At 73.6% G+C, this 15,489-nt stretch carries 14 protein-coding genes; 5 read left to right on the top strand and 9 right to left on the bottom strand.

Annotated features, from left to right (window positions below; genetic code table 11):
* Positions 1-73: 73 nt before the first annotated feature.
* The 3 genes from ACSMXO_RS30620 (at position 74) to ACSMXO_RS30610 (ending at position 2,457) form a co-directional block, all read left to right on the top strand.
* Positions 74-736, top strand: coding sequence for a hypothetical protein (locus ACSMXO_RS30620; protein ID WP_346261770.1), 663 nt, complete (start codon positions 74-76; stop codon positions 734-736).
* Positions 737-776: 40 nt separating this feature from the next.
* The gene (locus ACSMXO_RS30615) at positions 777-1,898 is read left to right on the top strand and encodes a protein-L-isoaspartate O-methyltransferase family protein (RefSeq protein WP_455414826.1); all 1,122 of its coding nucleotides are present in this window, start codon (positions 777-779) and stop codon (positions 1,896-1,898) included.
* Between the two features lie 424 nt (positions 1,899-2,322).
* On the top strand, positions 2,323-2,457 hold the full coding sequence (locus ACSMXO_RS30610; RefSeq protein WP_318397515.1) for a hypothetical protein: 135 nt from the start codon (positions 2,323-2,325) through the stop codon (positions 2,455-2,457).
* A 167-nt stretch (positions 2,458-2,624) separates the two neighbouring features.
* Here the strand turns inward: ACSMXO_RS30610 and ACSMXO_RS30605 are convergent, their stop codons facing one another.
* The 4 genes from ACSMXO_RS30605 to ACSMXO_RS30590 form a co-directional block, all read right to left on the bottom strand.
* Complete coding sequence (locus tag ACSMXO_RS30605; protein WP_455414825.1) at positions 2,625-4,016, bottom strand: MFS transporter; 1,392 nt, start codon at positions 4,014-4,016, stop codon at positions 2,625-2,627.
* An 88-nt stretch (positions 4,017-4,104) separates the two neighbouring features.
* Positions 4,105-4,833, bottom strand: coding sequence for a hypothetical protein (locus ACSMXO_RS30600; protein ID WP_455414824.1), 729 nt, complete (start codon positions 4,831-4,833; stop codon positions 4,105-4,107).
* A gap of 114 nt (positions 4,834-4,947) precedes the next feature.
* On the bottom strand, positions 4,948-5,937 hold the full coding sequence (locus tag ACSMXO_RS30595) for a pirin family protein (protein WP_455414823.1): 990 nt from the start codon (positions 5,935-5,937) through the stop codon (positions 4,948-4,950).
* A gap of 2 nt (positions 5,938-5,939) precedes the next feature.
* Complete coding sequence (locus tag ACSMXO_RS30590; protein ID WP_455414822.1) at positions 5,940-6,443, bottom strand: MarR family winged helix-turn-helix transcriptional regulator; 504 nt, start codon at positions 6,441-6,443, stop codon at positions 5,940-5,942.
* Between the two features lie 157 nt (positions 6,444-6,600).
* On the opposite strand from ACSMXO_RS30590, the gene ACSMXO_RS30585 reads away from it, so the two are divergent.
* Entirely contained in the window at positions 6,601-7,185 is a 585-nt protein-coding gene (locus tag ACSMXO_RS30585) for a DUF1684 domain-containing protein (RefSeq protein ID WP_346261764.1), read from the top strand.
* Between the two features lie 46 nt (positions 7,186-7,231).
* Here ACSMXO_RS30585 and ACSMXO_RS30580 read toward each other — a convergent pair whose 3' ends face one another.
* The 3 genes from ACSMXO_RS30580 to ACSMXO_RS30570 form a co-directional block, all read right to left on the bottom strand.
* Entirely contained in the window at positions 7,232-7,843 is a 612-nt protein-coding gene (locus tag ACSMXO_RS30580) for a general stress protein (protein ID WP_346261788.1), read from the bottom strand.
* A 194-nt stretch (positions 7,844-8,037) separates the two neighbouring features.
* Positions 8,038-8,874 (bottom strand): helix-turn-helix domain-containing protein, encoded by an 837-nt coding sequence (locus ACSMXO_RS30575; protein ID WP_455414821.1) that lies wholly within the window; start codon positions 8,872-8,874, stop codon positions 8,038-8,040.
* Positions 8,875-9,045: 171 nt separating this feature from the next.
* Positions 9,046-10,431, bottom strand: coding sequence for a glycoside hydrolase family 6 protein (locus tag ACSMXO_RS30570; RefSeq protein WP_455414820.1), 1,386 nt, complete (start codon positions 10,429-10,431; stop codon positions 9,046-9,048).
* A gap of 309 nt (positions 10,432-10,740) precedes the next feature.
* Here ACSMXO_RS30570 and ACSMXO_RS30565 point away from each other — a divergent pair, with 309 nt between their 5' ends.
* Positions 10,741-11,736, top strand: a complete 996-nt coding sequence (locus ACSMXO_RS30565; RefSeq protein ID WP_455414819.1) for an anti-sigma factor RsbA family regulatory protein — start codon at positions 10,741-10,743, stop codon at positions 11,734-11,736.
* A 172-nt stretch (positions 11,737-11,908) separates the two neighbouring features.
* Here the strand turns inward: ACSMXO_RS30565 and ACSMXO_RS30560 are convergent, their stop codons facing one another.
* The gene (locus ACSMXO_RS30560; protein WP_455414818.1) at positions 11,909-13,276 is read right to left on the bottom strand and encodes a cation:proton antiporter domain-containing protein; all 1,368 of its coding nucleotides are present in this window, start codon (positions 13,274-13,276) and stop codon (positions 11,909-11,911) included.
* A 49-nt stretch (positions 13,277-13,325) separates the two neighbouring features.
* On the bottom strand, positions 13,326-15,482 hold the full coding sequence (locus ACSMXO_RS30555) for a SpoIIE family protein phosphatase (protein WP_346261759.1): 2,157 nt from the start codon (positions 15,480-15,482) through the stop codon (positions 13,326-13,328).
* Positions 15,483-15,489 lie beyond the last annotated feature (7 nt).

Raw genomic sequence — 15,489 nt, 5'->3', positions numbered from 1 at the left:
CGTCTTGCCTGCGCTTGTCTGCACCCGGGGCCGGTCGTAGCGTCGCGGCTATCCCGACGCGACAGGAGCCCTGTTGAGCCAGCCTGTTCCGCCGCAACTGGTCGTGCACTGCCGGATGCTCCACTTCGGCTGGGTGCCGGCGGATCCCGAGGCGGTGGCGGCGATGGTGCCGCCGGGCCTGCGACTGCCGGCCAACCGGCAGGTCTTCCTCCAGCAGTACGTGGTGGACGACGCGGCCCAGACCTCCGGGCTGGACAGCTACTCGGCTACCGGACTCGGCCCGGACCTCGACCTGGCCGACTCGGTCCGGGCCCGCTGGTACGCCCACCACCTGAGTTCGAGCCCGCTCGCCCAGGCCCAGGCGGCGGTACGCGGCGTGCCGGCCGCCGCCGGCCGGACCACGATCGAGATCACCGGACAGGCGCTGGTGGCGGTGACCGAGGCCGACGGTGTGGCGCTGATCCGCACCACCGCCCGGATCGGCCGCAACGTCACCCGGGTCTACCGGGGACACGTCCGCTACCTCAGCCGGCTCGGCAGCCAGCTCACCGGGGCCACCTGCCCGTACGTCTTCGAGCCGGTCACACCGTTCGAGATCGAGTCGGTGGAGTTCCTCGCGCCGGACCATCCCGTCTTCGCGCTCCGTCCGGCCAACCCGTTGGAGTTGCTGTGGGGGTTCTACTCGCCGCGTTCGTCGTTCGCGCTGCCCGGCAGCGAGGGCTGGGTCCGGTGCTGAGGTCGTCCGGGCCGGCGGCGGCCGCCGTGGCGGGCCGGTCATGACCTCCGCGGCCGAGCTGCGCGCCCGGTACGTCGAGGGGCTGCGCCGGGACGGACTGCTCGGCGGCGAGGACCTGGTCCGGGCGTTCGGCGCGGTGCCCCGGGAGGAGTTCGTGGCGACCGGCTTCGACGGTGGCGACGGGCGCTGGGTCGGGCCGGGCGACCCCGACTTCCTGCCCCTCGTCTACCGGAACCATCCACTGGTGACCAAGGTCGCCGACGGGGTGCCGGTCAGTTCGTCGAGTCAGCCGTCGCTGATGGCGGCGATGATCGAGTCGCTGGAGCTGCGCCCCGGCAGCCGGGTACTGGAAATCGGCGTCGGCACCGGCTACAACGCGGCCCTGATGGCGACCATGGGCGCCCGGGTGACCACGATGGACATCGCCCCGGACGTCGTGGAGCGGGCCGAGGCCGCGCTGCGCCGGGTCGGGCTGGCCGGCTCCGTCGACGTACGCCTCGGCGACGGTTACCTCGGCGTGCCGGCGGAGGCCGGGTACGACCGGGTGGTGGTCACGGTCGGAGTGACCGGCGTCTCTCCGCGCTGGCTGGACCAGCTCGGGCCGGACGGTTACCTGCTCGCCCCGGTCGAACACGCCGGGAACCACCCGGTGCTGCGGATTCGGCCGGGCGGGCCGGGGATGGGCGAGGCGCGCGGCGAGTTGCGGGCCGGATTCATGTCGGCCGCCGGGCCGCTGGCCGCCCGCTATCCGGGAGCGCATCCGGCGCCCCGGCGGACCGGCGCGCTGCCGCCGACGACCGTGCGGCACCCGCCCCGCTGGCATCCACCGCTGGACGTCTTCCGCTACCACGACCTGTGGTTCGCGGTCGGGGCCTGGGACCGGCGGACCACCTTCTGCGCCGGGCCGGCCGGCGGTTGGGGCGGCCCCGGCGGCTGCGTGCTGCTGGACGAGGTGCACGGCGGCGGGGCGGGCCTGCTCGCCGACGGTTCGGTGCAGGCGTCCGGACCGTCCGCCGCCCGGTACGCCGCCGACGCGCTCGCCCTGCGGGACCGCTGGATTGCCCGGGGCGAGCCGACGATCTCCGACTGGATCGCCCGGCTGGTGCCAGCCGGCGAGCCCGACCAGCCGATCCTGGTACCGACCGGCTGGATCCAGCGCTGAACCTTCGCAGAGCGCTCGTTCGGTAGCCGGTCGACCTCGACGGGACACGGCGGACTCCGGCAGGGTTGTCGCGCCTCGACCGGACAGCACGTACGGCCACCACCACCGGGGCACAGCCGCCCCGCCCGTACCGGTGGTCGGGGCGGGGCAGGCTACCCCGGAATCGGGCCGCGCTACCGGGTTTCCGATCGGCCTGAGCGGCAACTCCGAGGTCGGGTTGCCCCGATCGCGCGTGACGGTGGGGCCGTGCTCGCATGCGGCCTCCGGGCAGCCCAGGCGCCCGTGCGGGGTGCCCAGGTGAGGACGACCGGCGGCCGTACCAGCAGAGGCGCCGGGAAACCGGTGCGCCGGCGGCGGACGTCGGAGCCGGTACGGCGGTGGTCGTCCTGCCCGTCCGAGCAGGTGACGACCAGGGGAGGACAGCATGTCCAGCGAGATCATGGACGCCGAGCGGGACCGACCGGACCAGGCGGCGGTGGAGAGCGAGCGCGGAGCCCTCGTCGCGGTGTTGGTGATGGTCGTGCTCGGGGTGGCCGGCATCTTCGCCGTCTCCACGTGATGGTGTCCGATCTCCACTGAACCTTTTTCAACCTGGACCGCGCGGTGCTCACGCACCGCGTCCGCCCCTTGCGGTCCGCCGGACCGCAAGGGGAGGTTGAAAAAGGTTCACTGATGGGACCCGCTGGCCCCCGGCACGGCAGCTGGCGGGTCGCACTCCCCGTCCGGTCAGGAGCGGACCGGCACGCCCCCGTCCGGAACGGTGCCGACCCCGGCGCCGTCCGGGGCGTGCGGGCCCGGGACGGCGTCGACCGGCGGCGTGACCGGGCCCTCCGGGGTACCGGCTCGACGGGCGCGTCGGGCCGACCGGAGCGCGGCCAGCGCGACGCCGAGGCAGAGTACGGCGGCGACGACCAGTGGCAGGCGGTGGTCCGGCAGGACCAGGGCCGCCCCCACCGGAGTGGCGACCGCGACCGGTGCGAAGAGCAGGGTGTTGACGGTGCCGGAGACCCGCCCGAGCAACGCCTCGGGAGTCCGGGACTGCACCGCCGTCACGGCGGCCACCAGGGTCCAGGGCAGGCCGATCCCGACCACCACCGAGCACGCCACCGCCGCCGGAGACCAGGGGACCGCCCGGCCGAGGGTGCCGAGCGCGAACAGGGCGGCGCCGAGTACGCCGACCGCGAGGCTTCCCCGGGTACGCAGCAGCCGGCCGACGACCAGGCCGCCGAGCAACGATCCGGCGCCCTGCCCCGAGGAGAGCACCCCGACGAAGGCGGCGGGCTGGTGCAGGTCCTCGGTGACGACGGTGTAGACGGCGGCGGTGGTCAGCCCGGACATCGCGATGGTGACGGATCCGACCAGTACGGATGTCCGCAGTGCGGGATCCCGGCACAGGACGGCGACACCGGCCGGGACGCGCCACTTCCGGCCCGGCCGCCGCCGCGTACCGCCTTCGGCGGCCGGCTCCGGTGCCGGGGGTAGGGCGGGATCGGCCCGTCCCGACCGGCCGCCGGTGGAGCCGGCCCGCGGCGACGGGAGCTGCGGACCGATCCGGAGCAGGGTGTAGAGGCCGGCGGCCAGGGCCAGCGTGCCGGCGGTGAGCGCGGCAACCGGATATCCGCCCTGCCAGGTGAAGAGTCCGGCACCGACCAGCGGGGCGACGAGTTTCACGCCTTCCTGTGCGCTCGTCCGCAACCCGTTGACCCCGCCGAGGGCGGCCGGTGGGAGCGCGGCGGGCAGCAGGGCGTTGTCGGCGGCGTCGACCAGGACGAGGCTGGTGCCGTAGCCGAGCATCACGGCGTAGACGAGCCAGACCTGGGCGTCGGTACGGACCGCCAGCAGCGAGAGTACGGCGACCGCGGTGAGCAGGTGGGTCCAGACGATCAACCGCCTGCGGGGCATCCGGTCGACGAGTGCGCCGAGGGCCGGGCCGAGCAGTGTCGGGGCGAAGAGGCAGAGGCCGGTGAGCGCGGCCAGGCTGCTGGAGCCGGAGAGGTCGAGTACCCAGACCCCGGCGGCCACGTTCAGCGCGGTACCGCCGAATCCGGAGCTCAGTGAGATGCCGACGAAGAGCAGGGTGTTGCGCTGCTCCGGGCTGCGCCACCGTCCCGTACGCACGGTCGGACCTCCGAGGATTGAGTCACAGAGACTCACATCTTCGGTTGGTCAGTCGCACTGTGTCAACCAGAACTTCAGTCAGGTCGACTCAACTTGTGATCGGGTCCTCGGACTGGTCCGGCTCGGGCGCCGGGGCGGCTTGGTCGAGCGCCCGGCGGAGCCGGTCCCGTGCGTCCGGCAGTGCCCCGCCGAACTGCTCGGCCGGGACCCGTTCGAGGTCATCGACGGCCTGGGCGGCCAGCGCGTACAGCCCGCCGGGATCGGCGGAGCCGGCCAGCCCTAGGGTGGTACGCGCGAGTCGGGCCCGGGGATGCCAGTCGTCCCGGTCGGGTTCCGCGCCCAGTTGCCGGTGCACGGCTACCACTGCCGCGCGGAGTCGGCTGATCTGCACGCCAAACGTGCTGTCAACGGACTGTTGACGTTTGCGCTCGACTCGTACCCGGGACGGGTCGCGGGTCGCCGCGCCCGAGAGCCGTACCCAGCGCTGCTCGGCTGCCTGCCGGCTGGCCAGTCCCAGCGCGGTGGCGATCTGGGCCCAGCTCGCCCGCTGCTGCCGGGCGGCCTCGACGAGCCGCCGTTCCGCCTCGTCCAGCCCGGCCCGCAACCCGCCGAGCAGCCGTAACGCGGCCAGTGGCTCGGGTCGGCCGGCACCGGTCCCGGACGCTGCGGCCAGCACGGCCGCGTACGCGGCGAGCTGCCGGTCGACCTCGTCCGCCGGCCCGATCGTCGGCGGGGCACCGCGGTCGGGTCCGGTGGACGAGGGCTGCGGCGAGATGCTGTCGGGGAACTCGTCGCCGGGCCGGTTCTCGGGTCGCATTCGCGCATGGTCCCGGCCGGGCGAGCAGTTTGTCAACACATCGTTGACGCGGTGTGTCGTTCCGGGGTCCACCGGCGACGAACTCGTGCCGTCGCGGCGGCGTGGCGGAGCGGGTCAGGACGGCCGTGGTCCGGCTCCGTCGGTGTGCGGGGTACGGTGCGCCGGGATCACGCCCAGCCTGCCGGCCTGGTAGTCCTCGAACGCCTGGACCAGCTCGGCCCGGGTGTTCATCACGAACGGCCCGTAGTGCGCGACCGGCTCCCGGATCGGCTGGCCGCCCATGATGTACACCTCCAGCGCCGGGGTCGCCGCCTCCTGCCGCTGGTCGGCGGCGAACCGCAGGGCGTCGCCCGGGCCGTGCACCGCGAGCTGGCCGGTGTGCACCGGGCGGCGTTCGGCGCCGACCGTGCCCCGACCGGCGAGCACGTAGACCAGAGCGTTGAAGTCGGACCGCCAGGGCAGCTCCACCTCGGCGCCCGGCTGCACCGTCACGTGCGTGACGGTGATCGGGGTGTGCGTGGAACCGGGGCCGGTGTGCCCGGCCACCTCGCCGGCGATCACCCGGAGCAGCGCGCCGCCGTCCGGCGTGGTCAGCAGGGCCGACTCCCTGCCTCGGATGTCCTGGTAGCGCGGCGGGTTCATCTTGGCCGCCCGGGGCAGGTTGACCCAGAGTTGCAGGCCGTGGAAGAGGCCGCCGCTCATCACCAGGTGCTCCGGGGGCGCCTCGATGTGCAGCAGGCCGGCGCCGGCCGTCATCCACTGGGTGTCGCCGTCGGTGATGGTGCCGCCACCGCCGTGCGAGTCCTGGTGCTCGAAGATCCCGTCGATGATGTAGGTGACCGTCTCGAAGCCCCGGTGGGGATGCCACGGGGTTCCCTTCGGCTCGCCGGGGGCATAATCCACCTCACCCATCTGGTCGAGGTGGATGAAGGGATCCAGTTCGGTCAGCGGCACCCCGGCGAAGGCGCGGCGGACCGGGAAGCCCTCGCCCTCGTACCCGCTGGGCGCGGTGACCAGCCGGCGGACCGGCCGGTAGGCGGTGGTCGCGGCGAGCCGGCGCAGGCGGGGCAGGACCAGGACGTCGTCGACGGTGATCGCGGGCATGGCTACTTCTCCTTGACGCTGACGCTGCCGGGGGATTCAGGGGTCGGGGTGGCGTCGTCCGTCTTCAACCGCCCGGCCAGCCGGTCGAAGACCCGGGTGAGGCAGGCGACCTCGGTCCCGTCGAGGTCGTCCATCAGGTACCCGCGCACCGAGGCCGCGTGTTGCGGCGCGGCCTCGCGCAGGGTGAGCAGCCCGGCGGCGGTCAGCACCGCCTCGCTGCCCCGGCGGTCCTCCGGGCAGCTCTGCCTGGCGACCAGGCCGCGCCGTTCCATCGAGGAGATCTGGTAGGTCAGCCGGCTCGGCGAGAAGACGAGCCGGCTGGCCAGCTCTCCCATCCGGAGCCGCTGTCGGGGTGCCTCGGAGAGCAGGACCAGCACGTGGTAGTCGGCCAGGCTCAGCTCGCTGGCGGCGCGCAGCTCGTCCTCGAGCCGGTTCAGCAGAAGCTGGCTCGACTCGATGTACGCCCGCCAACAGGCCAGCCGCTCGGCGTCCAGACCTTCACCCATGTGCCGAGGGTAGCACTATTTAAAATCTGAAACACCTGACCGAGTACGAGCACCGTCACAGCCGAGGACAGCACAGAAAGGGCCCTGCATGTTTGAACTACCTGTCGACCGGGCCCGCCGCCACCCGCGGCCGACCACCGCCACTAGGCTCGGTCGGGTGGAGGAACTGGAGCTGGCGGACTGGCGTGAGCAGGTGACCAGGCTCTACCTGTCCGACCTTGACCTGGCCGGATTCCGGGCGGCCCGGGATGCCCTCTTCGCCGGGCATCCGCAGTCGCCGATCCCGCTGGCCGAGCGGGCCGGCTTCACCGGCCTGCGCTACTTTCCGCCCGAGCCGTCGGCCGTGGTAGACGTACCGGTACGCCCGGCCGCCGGCACGCTGAGCATCGACACCGGCGGGCCGGACGGCGTGGTGCACTACCGCCGTTCGGGCATCGCCGAGACTCCATGGGGGCCGCTGACCCTCTGGTGGATCGAGGCGTACGGCGGCGGACTCTTCCTGCCGTTCCGGGACGGCACCGCCGGCCGGGAGACGTACGGCGGCGGGCGCTATCTCACCGACACGGTCAAGGGCACCTACGGCCGAGGGCTGATCGTGCTGCCCGGAGGCCGGCTACGGCTGGACTTCAACTACGCCTACAACGCCTCCTGTGCCTACGACGACAGGTGGGCCTGCCCACTCGCTCCCGAGGAGAACCGGATCGCGGCACCGGTCCGGGCCGGCGAGCGCGTGTACCACTGACCGACCCGGCCGGCGCCGTACGCTCGACGGCGATGCCGGCGCCCTGTCAGCCGATGGCGCCGGCCGGCCGCTGCCCACCCTGCCAGTTCATCCGGCCGATAAGCTGTCGCGCCTGGTCGGCAAAGGTCGCGTCGACGGTCACCGCGTACTGGTTGGCCCGCAGGCTGCTGGCCGAGGTGAAGTCGCGCCGGCCGCCGGTCATGGCGTGCGCGATGGCGCCGAAGATCGCGCCCCAGACGGCACCGATGGCGAGTCCCACCAGGATGACGGCCCACCAGTTGCCGACTGTGAAGATGCCGAAGAGCAGGCCGATGAAGAGCCCGAACCAGGCACCGGTGGCGGCACCGGCCAGCGCGGCTCGGGCGGTCGTCATCCGGCCCAGTACCGTTTCGACCAGGGTGAGGTCGGTGCCGACGATGGCGGCGCGTTCGACCGGGAACTCGTTGTCGGAGAGGAAGTCCACGGTGTACTGCGCCGATGGGTAGTCCGGGTACGAGGCGACCGTCACCGTGGACTGCTGCCCGGGGGCCGTCCCGCCGTCGCTGCTCGGCGCCCTGAACTGGTCGCCGGATGGCCCGGCGGGTAGGTTGTTGCCTCCGGCAACACCCGGCATACCAGGCATACCGGACCGCCAGGCCGCCGTCGGGTTCCTGGACATCATGAATCAGCCTCCTTCGTCACGGCTCGATTCCCCGCCTGCCCCACTCGGTAACCCGCTCTGGCGGACGGTAAACGGAAGGGCCCGGACGGGCGTGCTGTCCGGTTCTGCCGACAATGGGTGGGACCGCCGATCGCGCAGGGCCAGCGCGCGGGGACCGTCGAAGGTCGGCGTGGGGGCAGACCGTCGCAGGGTCAGCGCGCGGGGGCGCTGCCCACCCGGCGCTCCTCCTGCTCGGCGGCCGAGCGGACCGCCGCCGCCGTGTAGTCGTCGAGCGGGAAGAACGACTCGACGGAGAGTTCCGCGACGGTGACGTCCAGCGGGGTGCCGAAGGTGAAGACGGTGCTGAAGAAGGCGAGTTCCCGGTCGCCGTCCCGGATCCGCAGCGGCACCACGACCTCACCCGGCCCCGGGAGCTCGACCTCGGGCTCCGGCTGGTCGCAGGGGTACGCCCGCAGCTCGTCGTAGAGGTCGGTCAGCTCGGCGTCGCCGCTGAGCGCGACCTGCCGGCGGAGCCGCCCGAGCAGGTGCGCCCGCCACTCGCCGAGGTTGACGATCCGGGGCGCCAGCCCGGCCGGGTGCAGGGCCAGCCGGAGCGCGTTGACCGGCGGGGTGAGCAGCGGGGCCGCCGCGCCCTGGGTGAACAGGCCGATGCTGGCGTTCGCCTCGACCAGATACCAGCCCCGGTCCACCGCGATGGCCGGATAGGGCTGGTGGGCGGTGAGCACCTGGCGGACCGCCGCGCGTACGGCGGCCAGCGCCGGGGAGTCCAGTGGGGTACGCGGGTAGATCGGTGCGTACCCGGCGGCCAGCAGCAGGTGGTTGCGCTCGCGCAGCGGCACGTCGAGTTGCTCGGCGAGCCGGAGCACCATGTCGCGGCTCGGCATTGCCCGGCCGGTCTCCACGAAACTGAGGTGCCGGGTGGAGATGTCCGCCTGGATGGCGAGTTCGAGTTGGCTGAGCCGGCGTCGTTCGCGCCACTCGCGCAGCAGGTGGCCGACCGGTCGCTGCCGCTGTCCGGCGACCGTCATCTCGTCATCACCATTCCGATCGTCCGGCCGGGTCGCTGGCCGCGGCCCGCCCGGCCAGGTCAGGGGCGGTCTGCCCGGGGGGGGGGGGGGGGGGGGGGGGGGGGGGGGGGGGGGGGGGGGGCCGGGTCGCCGCCGCAGGTGGCGGGCGGCGACCCGGCCGGAGGGGACGGGTCAGCTCGTGCAGGCGTTTCCGTTCAGGGCATAGCCGGTCGGCGTGGCCAGGGTCCCGCTGTAGGTGCCCTGGAAGCCGACGCTGGTGGTGCCGCCGGTCGGCAGCGAGCCGTTCCAGGCCACGTTGCCGACGCTGATCTGGCTGCCGGACTGGCTCCAGACGCCGTTCCAGCCGTTGCTGTACCGGACGTTGGCGCCGACGGTGAAGGTCAGGGTCCAGCCGTTGACCGCCGGCCCGTTGTTCGTCACCCGGATCTCGGCGGTGAATCCGCCGGTCCAGGAGTTGGCGGTCCAGGTCACCCGGCAGCTGGTGTCGGCCGGCGGGGTGCTGGGCGGTGGGGTGGTCGGTGGTTGGGTCGTCGGCGGTGCTGTCGTCGGCGGCCGGGTGGTCGGCGGCACGGTGGGCGGGTTGGGGGCGGCGATCGCCAGGTCGTACGCACGCTGCGGGACGAACTGGCCCGCACCGGCGATGCAGCCGTCCGCCTCGCCCGGCAGCTTGATCCAGAACAGCGCGTCGACCGCCGGGTCACCGGTCTCCGTGGTGCTCGCGGTGCCGATCGCCCGACCGGCCGGGTCGCACCACTCGCCACGGGGGTCGGGGCCGTTGCCGTTCCGGCTGGTGTCCACCACGATCTTCAGGTTCGGTGCGCCGGTGGCCGCGACCACCGCCTTGGCGTAGCTGACCGACTCGGCCGTGGTGCGGTAGTTGGAGACGTTGACCGAGATCCCGTCGGCGCTGTTGGCGATGTCCGCCGCGACCAGCCGGGAGGCCATCGCCGACGGGGTGAGCCAGGCCGAGTGTGCCGCGTCGAAGTAGACCCTGGCCTGGCTGGAGGCGGCCTTGAACGCCTTGCCGGCGTACGCCATCGACGCCTGGGTCTCGGCCTGCTGAGAGGAGTTCATGCAGTCCGACATCAGCGCGAGTACGTCGGGTTCGAGGATGATGCTCGCCGGTCGCCCGTTCAGGCCGCCGGCCACCTGGTCGATCCACTGCCGGTAGGCGGTGTGGTTGGGCAGGCCACCACTGCTGGCGCCGCTACAGTCCCGGTTGGGGATGTTGTAGACCACCAGGATCGGGATCTTTCCGGCTGCGGCGGCGGCGCCGACGAAGGCGTCGACCTGACCGCGTACGGTGCTGGGGTTGTTCTGGGTGAACCACCGGCCCTGCGGGACGCTGGCGATCCGGTCCCGGATGACGGCGGCGCGGGAGTCGTTGGGGTTGGCGGCGACCCAACGTGCGGCGCTGGTGTCCGGGTCGACGTAGAACGCCGAGTCGGCGGCCTTGGCCGGGGTGGGGTTGAAGAGGCCGACACCGACCGCTGTCGTCGCGGCGAGTGCCGTGACGGCGACGGCACCGGCTGCGGCGAGCGCGGGTCTGAGGTGCATGCGGTACTCCCTTCGGGGCGGTGGGAGATCGAGGGGCATCGCTGGAAGCGCTCCCATAGACATCGACCACGGTAAGGCCATGTTGCGTCCGTGTGAAGCCCTGGTTTCGGTCGTCGGTCATCGCCGCAGGTCATCGGCGTGTGGACGGAGCCGTCTCGGCGGCCCTGCCCGCCGACCGTCCCACCGGACGGGAGGGCGGCAGCACCGCGGCGAACCGGTCCGCTGACTCTGCGTGGCCAGACGTTGCCGATGCCGCGTACGCTGCTGGCGGAGGTGGGCAGTGAACGCGTGGCGTGCGACGGGCGGGCGATGACATCCGAACCAGCCGCCCGGCCGGCGGCCGGAACGCTGCGGCACGACGCCCTCTTCTACCGGAGCGACGACGACTACGTCACCGGCATCCGCTCCTTCGTGGAGACCGGGCTCGCGGCCGGGGAGCCGGTGCTGATCGCGGTGCCCGGCAGCCGGCTCGACCTGCTGCGCACGGCCCTCGGCGCCAGCACCGAACTGCGCTTCGTCGACATGGCCCGGGAGGGGCGCAACCCGGGGTGGATCATCCCGGGAGTGCTGCACGCCTTCGTCGAGGAGCACGCACCGGTCCGGGTACGCGTCGTCGGGGAGCCGATCTGGCCCGGCCGCTCGGTGCTGGCCTATCCCCGGTGCGTACAGCACGAGGCCCTGATCAACATCGCCCTCGCCGGCCGGCCGGTCAGTGTGCTCTGCCCGTACGACGCGGTGCGGCTGGACGTGGACGTGATCGCCGACGCGGCGAGCACCCACCCGTTCCTGATCCGCGACGGTGACCGGCAGGCCAGCGCCGGATACGGCCGCCCGGAGAGTGTGGTCGACGCCTTCAACCTGCCCTTTCCGACCCCGCCGTCGACGGCGTCCATGTTGTTCTTCGAGGCCGCCGGCCTCTCCGGGATGCGTGCCATGGTCGCCGCGCTGGCCCGGGAGGCGGGGCTCGCCCCGGACCAGGTCGAAGACCTGCGGGTCGCGGCGAACGAGATCGCCACCAACGCCGTGGTGCACTCCGGGCGGCCGGCGGTGGCCCGGGTCTGGCTGGACGAGGACGGGCTGGTCTGCGAGATCACCGGATCGAGCGTGCTGACCGACCGGCTCGCCGGCCGCCTCCCGCCATCGCCGGTCAGCGACACCGGGCGCGGTCTGCTGCTGGTCAACTATCTCTGCGACCTGGTCCAGGTGCACACCGACAGCACCTCGACCGCCATCCGGCTGCACATGCACCGCCGAGTGGAGCCGGCGACCGGTCCCGCCCCGGCGACCGGGGCCGGACCCACCTGACGACCGGGGTCCGACCCACCCGACGCCCGGGGTCCGACCCGCCTGACGAGCGAGGCCGGAGCTGACGAGCGGGCGCCGGTCCACCCGATGCGCGGGTCTGGCCACCTGAGGAGCGGGGCCATCACCAGGCCCGCGAGCAGCGGGCTGAGGGCGGGCCGCGATGCGGGGGTGGTCAGTTCCGGGCCGGGGCGTCCGGCCCGGGGGAGGTCGGTGCGCTCGCACCCGCCGCAGCGGGCGCGCGTGGCGTCGGGACATCCACCGGCCGGCCGCCCGGCGCCGGGTCGCCGGAAGCCGGCCCGGAGGTGCGGTCCAGCCGCCGGTCCAGCAGTTGCATGACCGGGGTGGCGGCCACCCCGTGCACCACCACCGACACGACCACCACCAGCCCGGCCGTCGCCCAGAGCAGATCGGCACCGGGGAAGTACGCGTGTGTGGTGGCGTACCCGAGGTAGTAGAACGTGCCGACGCCACGGATCCCGAACAGCGCGATCACCCAGTGCTCGGCGGGTCGGCCCGGCGCGCCGAGCAGCGACAGCCGGCCGGTCAGCGGGCGGACGACGAAGAGCAGGGCCAGCGCCAGCGCCACCGCAGGCCAGGTCAGCGGGGCGAACAGCCCGGTGACCACCGCGCCGCCGAGGAGCAGCAGCAATAGCACGGTGAGTAGTCGCTCGACCTGCTCGGCGAAGTGGTGCAACACCTGGTGGTACTCGTGCGACCGCTCCGCCGCCCGGATCGCCCGGGCGGTGGCGAAGACGGCGACGAAGCCGTAGCCGCCGACCAGCTCGACCAGGCCGTACGACAGGAAGGTGGCGGCCAGCGCGAGGAAGCCCTCCGAGTGCCGGGCCAGCCGCAGCCGCTCCGAGCGGGACCGGAAGAACAGCTTGCCGAGCAGCCAGCCCACCAGCAGCCCACCGGCCACCCCGAGCACGATCCGGTAGCCGACGTCCACGGTCAGCCAGCGCGCCAGCCAGTCGCCGGGGGCCAGCCCGACCGTGGCGATCGTGATGGCGGCGTAGACGAACGGAAAGGCGAGACCGTCGTTCAGCCCGGCCTCGGCGGTCAGCGCGAACCGCACCTCGTCCTCGTTGTCCTCGACGTCGGTCGGCTCGCCGACCTGCACGTCCGAGGCGAGCACCGGGTCGGTGGGTGCCAGCGCGGCGGCCAGCAGCAGCGCGGCGGCCGGCGCCAGCCCCAGCCACCACCAGCCGAGCAGCGCCACGGCGGCGATGCAGAGCGGCATCGCGACCGCGAGCAGCCGCCAGGTCGACGACCAGCGCAGGCGGCCGAGCGGACGGTCGATCTTGAGTCCCGCGCCCATCAACGCCACGATCACGCCGATCTCGGTGAGCTGGGTGGTGATCCCGGCGTGGGTCACGGGATCCGGTTCGGGCAGCCCGAGCGGGAGCAGGAACACCAGCATGCCGAGGCCGAGGAAGGCGATCGGCATGGAGAGCGGGCGCCGTTCCAGCACCCGGGGCAGGATGCCGGCCAGCAGCGCGGCCAGGCCGATCAACGCGTACGAGGTAGCCGAGAGATCCACCCCGGGAGCCTTTCCCCGCCGGGGTACTCCGCACGCCTGGGTGCGGCGGTCAGCCGCCTGGCCGCTCGCCGGTGCCGGCCGCCCCGGGAATCATCATCTCGAACCAGACCGTCGAGCCGCGTACCGTCGGATCGGTCCCCCAGGCGTCGCTGAGCTGCTCGATCAGCCCGAGACCCCGGCCCCGGCTGCTCAGTTTCTCGGTCCGGGCCCGGGTCACCGCGCCCCGGGTGCCGCTGTCGGCGACCGAGACCAGCAACCGCTCCGGGCTGAGGTCGATCTCCACCCGGGCGGCGGTGCCGGCGTGCAGCAGCGCGTTGGTGGTCAACTCGCTGGTGCAGAGCACCGCCGCCCCGACCACCTGCTCGGGCACCCCCCACAGGTGCAGTTGACCGGTCATCCAGTGCCGTACCCGGCCCGGGGCGGTCGGCTCCGCCGGCACCTCCATGCTCGCCGACCGGCTGGGTGTGCTCGCGTGCTCGACGGCGAGGACGGCGACGTCGTCGTCGGTGCTGCCCGGCACCGCGCCGCTGGCCAGCGCGCAGAGCGTACGCGGGTCGCCGGTAGCCGCCCCAGCCACCGTGCCGGCCAGCGCCTCGAACCCGTCGGTCAGGCTCCGCTGCCGCCGCTCCACCACACCATCGCTGAACAGCAGCAGCGTGTCGCCGGGCGGAAACTCCACGGTGACCGCCGACCGCCGCCCGTGCAGCCCGAGCGGCACCCCCGGGGGCACCTCGACATACCGGGCGGTGCCGGGCTGGCCGGGGGAGCCGCGCCGGATCAGCGGCGGGGGATGGCCGGCGCTGGCGATGGTCAGCCGGGCGGTCTCCGGCTCGATCAGCCCGTAGACCACGGTGACGAAGAGCTCGTCGCTGTGCGCCTCCGCGCTCAGGCTCGCCACCAGCCGGTCCAGCCCGGCGAGTACGCCGACCGGATCGGGGTCGCTCAGGGCCAGCGCCCGCAGCGCGGCGCGTACCTGCCCCATCAGCGCGGCGGCCTGCACGTCGTGCCCGGCCACGTCGCCGAGGACCACCGCCAGCCGCCCGTCCGGCAGCGCGAAGGCGTCGTAGAAGTCGCCGCCGGCCGCGTTGCCGTCGACCCCGGCGTCGTAGCGGGCGGCGATCCGCAGCAGCGGCAGGTCGGGCAGGTGCTCCGGCAGCATGCTGCGCTGGAGCAGTTGCGCCGTGCCGTGCTGGGTCTCGAACCGGCGGGCCCGCTCGGCGGCCTGGGCCACCAGCTCTGCCGAGGCAGCCAGCAGGGCGCGCTCGGCCGGCGGCCAGCGGTGCGGCTGCCGGTAGCCGACGGTCAGCCCGCCGCGCAGCGTTGGCGTACGCAGCGGCAGCGCGGCCAGCGCCCGGATCTTCTCGTCGTGCCGGTCGACCGCGCTGTGCAGCAGCGGTTGGCCGTCACTGGCGAAGCTCGGCTTACCGCTGTCGGCGGCCAGCACCAGCGGGGCGGGCGAGTCGGCCGTGTGCCGGCGCCACAGCGGGGGCAGCCGCTCGTCGGCCTCGTCCAGCACCTCGCCCCGGATCCGCCGGACCAGCCGCCAGCCGCTGCCGTCGTCCACCCCGAACTCGACCTGGTCGGCTGCGGACGTCGAGACGGCGTTACGCAGCGTGACCCGAGCGACGTCGTCGAGGGTGAGCGTCCCGGCCAGCGCCGAGGCCAGCTCGCTGAGATTCTGTAGACGCTGGGTGACCTGGGTGGCCTCGGCGGCCACCGTGAGTACTCCGATGATCTTGCCGGTGGAGTCCCGGACCGGGGAGTAGCCGCGGGTGAAGAGGGTCTGCTCCGGGATCCCGGCCTCGTCGCGGACCAGCGGCAGCGGGGCGTCCCGCTCCAGGAACGGCTCGCCGGTCCGGTAGACCCGCTCGATCACGTCGCCGACGCCCGGCACGTGCCACACCTCGGCGAAGACCTCGGCCGCCGGCCGGCCGAACGCCTGCGGATGCTTGGCGGGGATCAGCTCCGCGAAACCGTCGTTGTAGACCAGCGCGAGCTGCGCGCCGTACGCCAGGGCCATCGGCACCGGGGCGGAGAGCACCAGGTCGACGACCGCCCGCAGCGCCGGGTCCCAGCGGCCGGGCGGACCCAGCGGAGTGTCCGGCCAGCGGAGGTCGGCCGGTGGCCCGACCGTGGGATCCGGAGTCGGCGGCGCACCGGCCACGGTGGAGGGGGGAGCGGGGGTCCGCCCGACCGTGCCTGGCATGCCAGCA

Source organism: Plantactinospora sp. DSM 117369 (assembly GCF_053764795.1).
This window is presented reverse-complemented; position numbering and strand designations above follow the sequence as displayed.

What these genes read in the sequence shown, in the direction of transcription:
- ACSMXO_RS30555 (WP_346261759.1), bottom strand. Translation starts at nt 15,482, where the DNA reads ATGCCAGGCACGGTCGGGCGGACCCCCGCTCCCCCCTCCACCGTGGCC.
- ACSMXO_RS30580 (WP_346261788.1), bottom strand. Translation starts at nt 7,843, where the DNA reads ATGTCCAGGAACCCGACGGCGGCCTGGCGGTCCGGTATGCCTGGTATG.
- ACSMXO_RS30575 (WP_455414821.1), bottom strand. Translation starts at nt 8,874, where the DNA reads ATGACGGTCGCCGGACAGCGGCAGCGACCGGTCGGCCACCTGCTGCGC.
- ACSMXO_RS30615 (WP_455414826.1), top strand. Translation starts at nt 777, where the DNA reads ATGACCTCCGCGGCCGAGCTGCGCGCCCGGTACGTCGAGGGGCTGCGC.
- ACSMXO_RS30590 (WP_455414822.1), bottom strand. Translation starts at nt 6,443, where the DNA reads ATGGGTGAAGGTCTGGACGCCGAGCGGCTGGCCTGTTGGCGGGCGTAC.
- ACSMXO_RS30565 (WP_455414819.1), top strand. Translation starts at nt 10,741, where the DNA reads ATGACATCCGAACCAGCCGCCCGGCCGGCGGCCGGAACGCTGCGGCAC.
- ACSMXO_RS30570 (WP_455414820.1), bottom strand. Translation starts at nt 10,431, where the DNA reads ATGCACCTCAGACCCGCGCTCGCCGCAGCCGGTGCCGTCGCCGTCACG.
- ACSMXO_RS30595 (WP_455414823.1), bottom strand. Translation starts at nt 5,937, where the DNA reads ATGCCCGCGATCACCGTCGACGACGTCCTGGTCCTGCCCCGCCTGCGC.
- ACSMXO_RS30600 (WP_455414824.1), bottom strand. Translation starts at nt 4,833, where the DNA reads ATGCGACCCGAGAACCGGCCCGGCGACGAGTTCCCCGACAGCATCTCG.
- ACSMXO_RS30610 (WP_318397515.1), top strand. Translation starts at nt 2,323, where the DNA reads ATGTCCAGCGAGATCATGGACGCCGAGCGGGACCGACCGGACCAGGCG.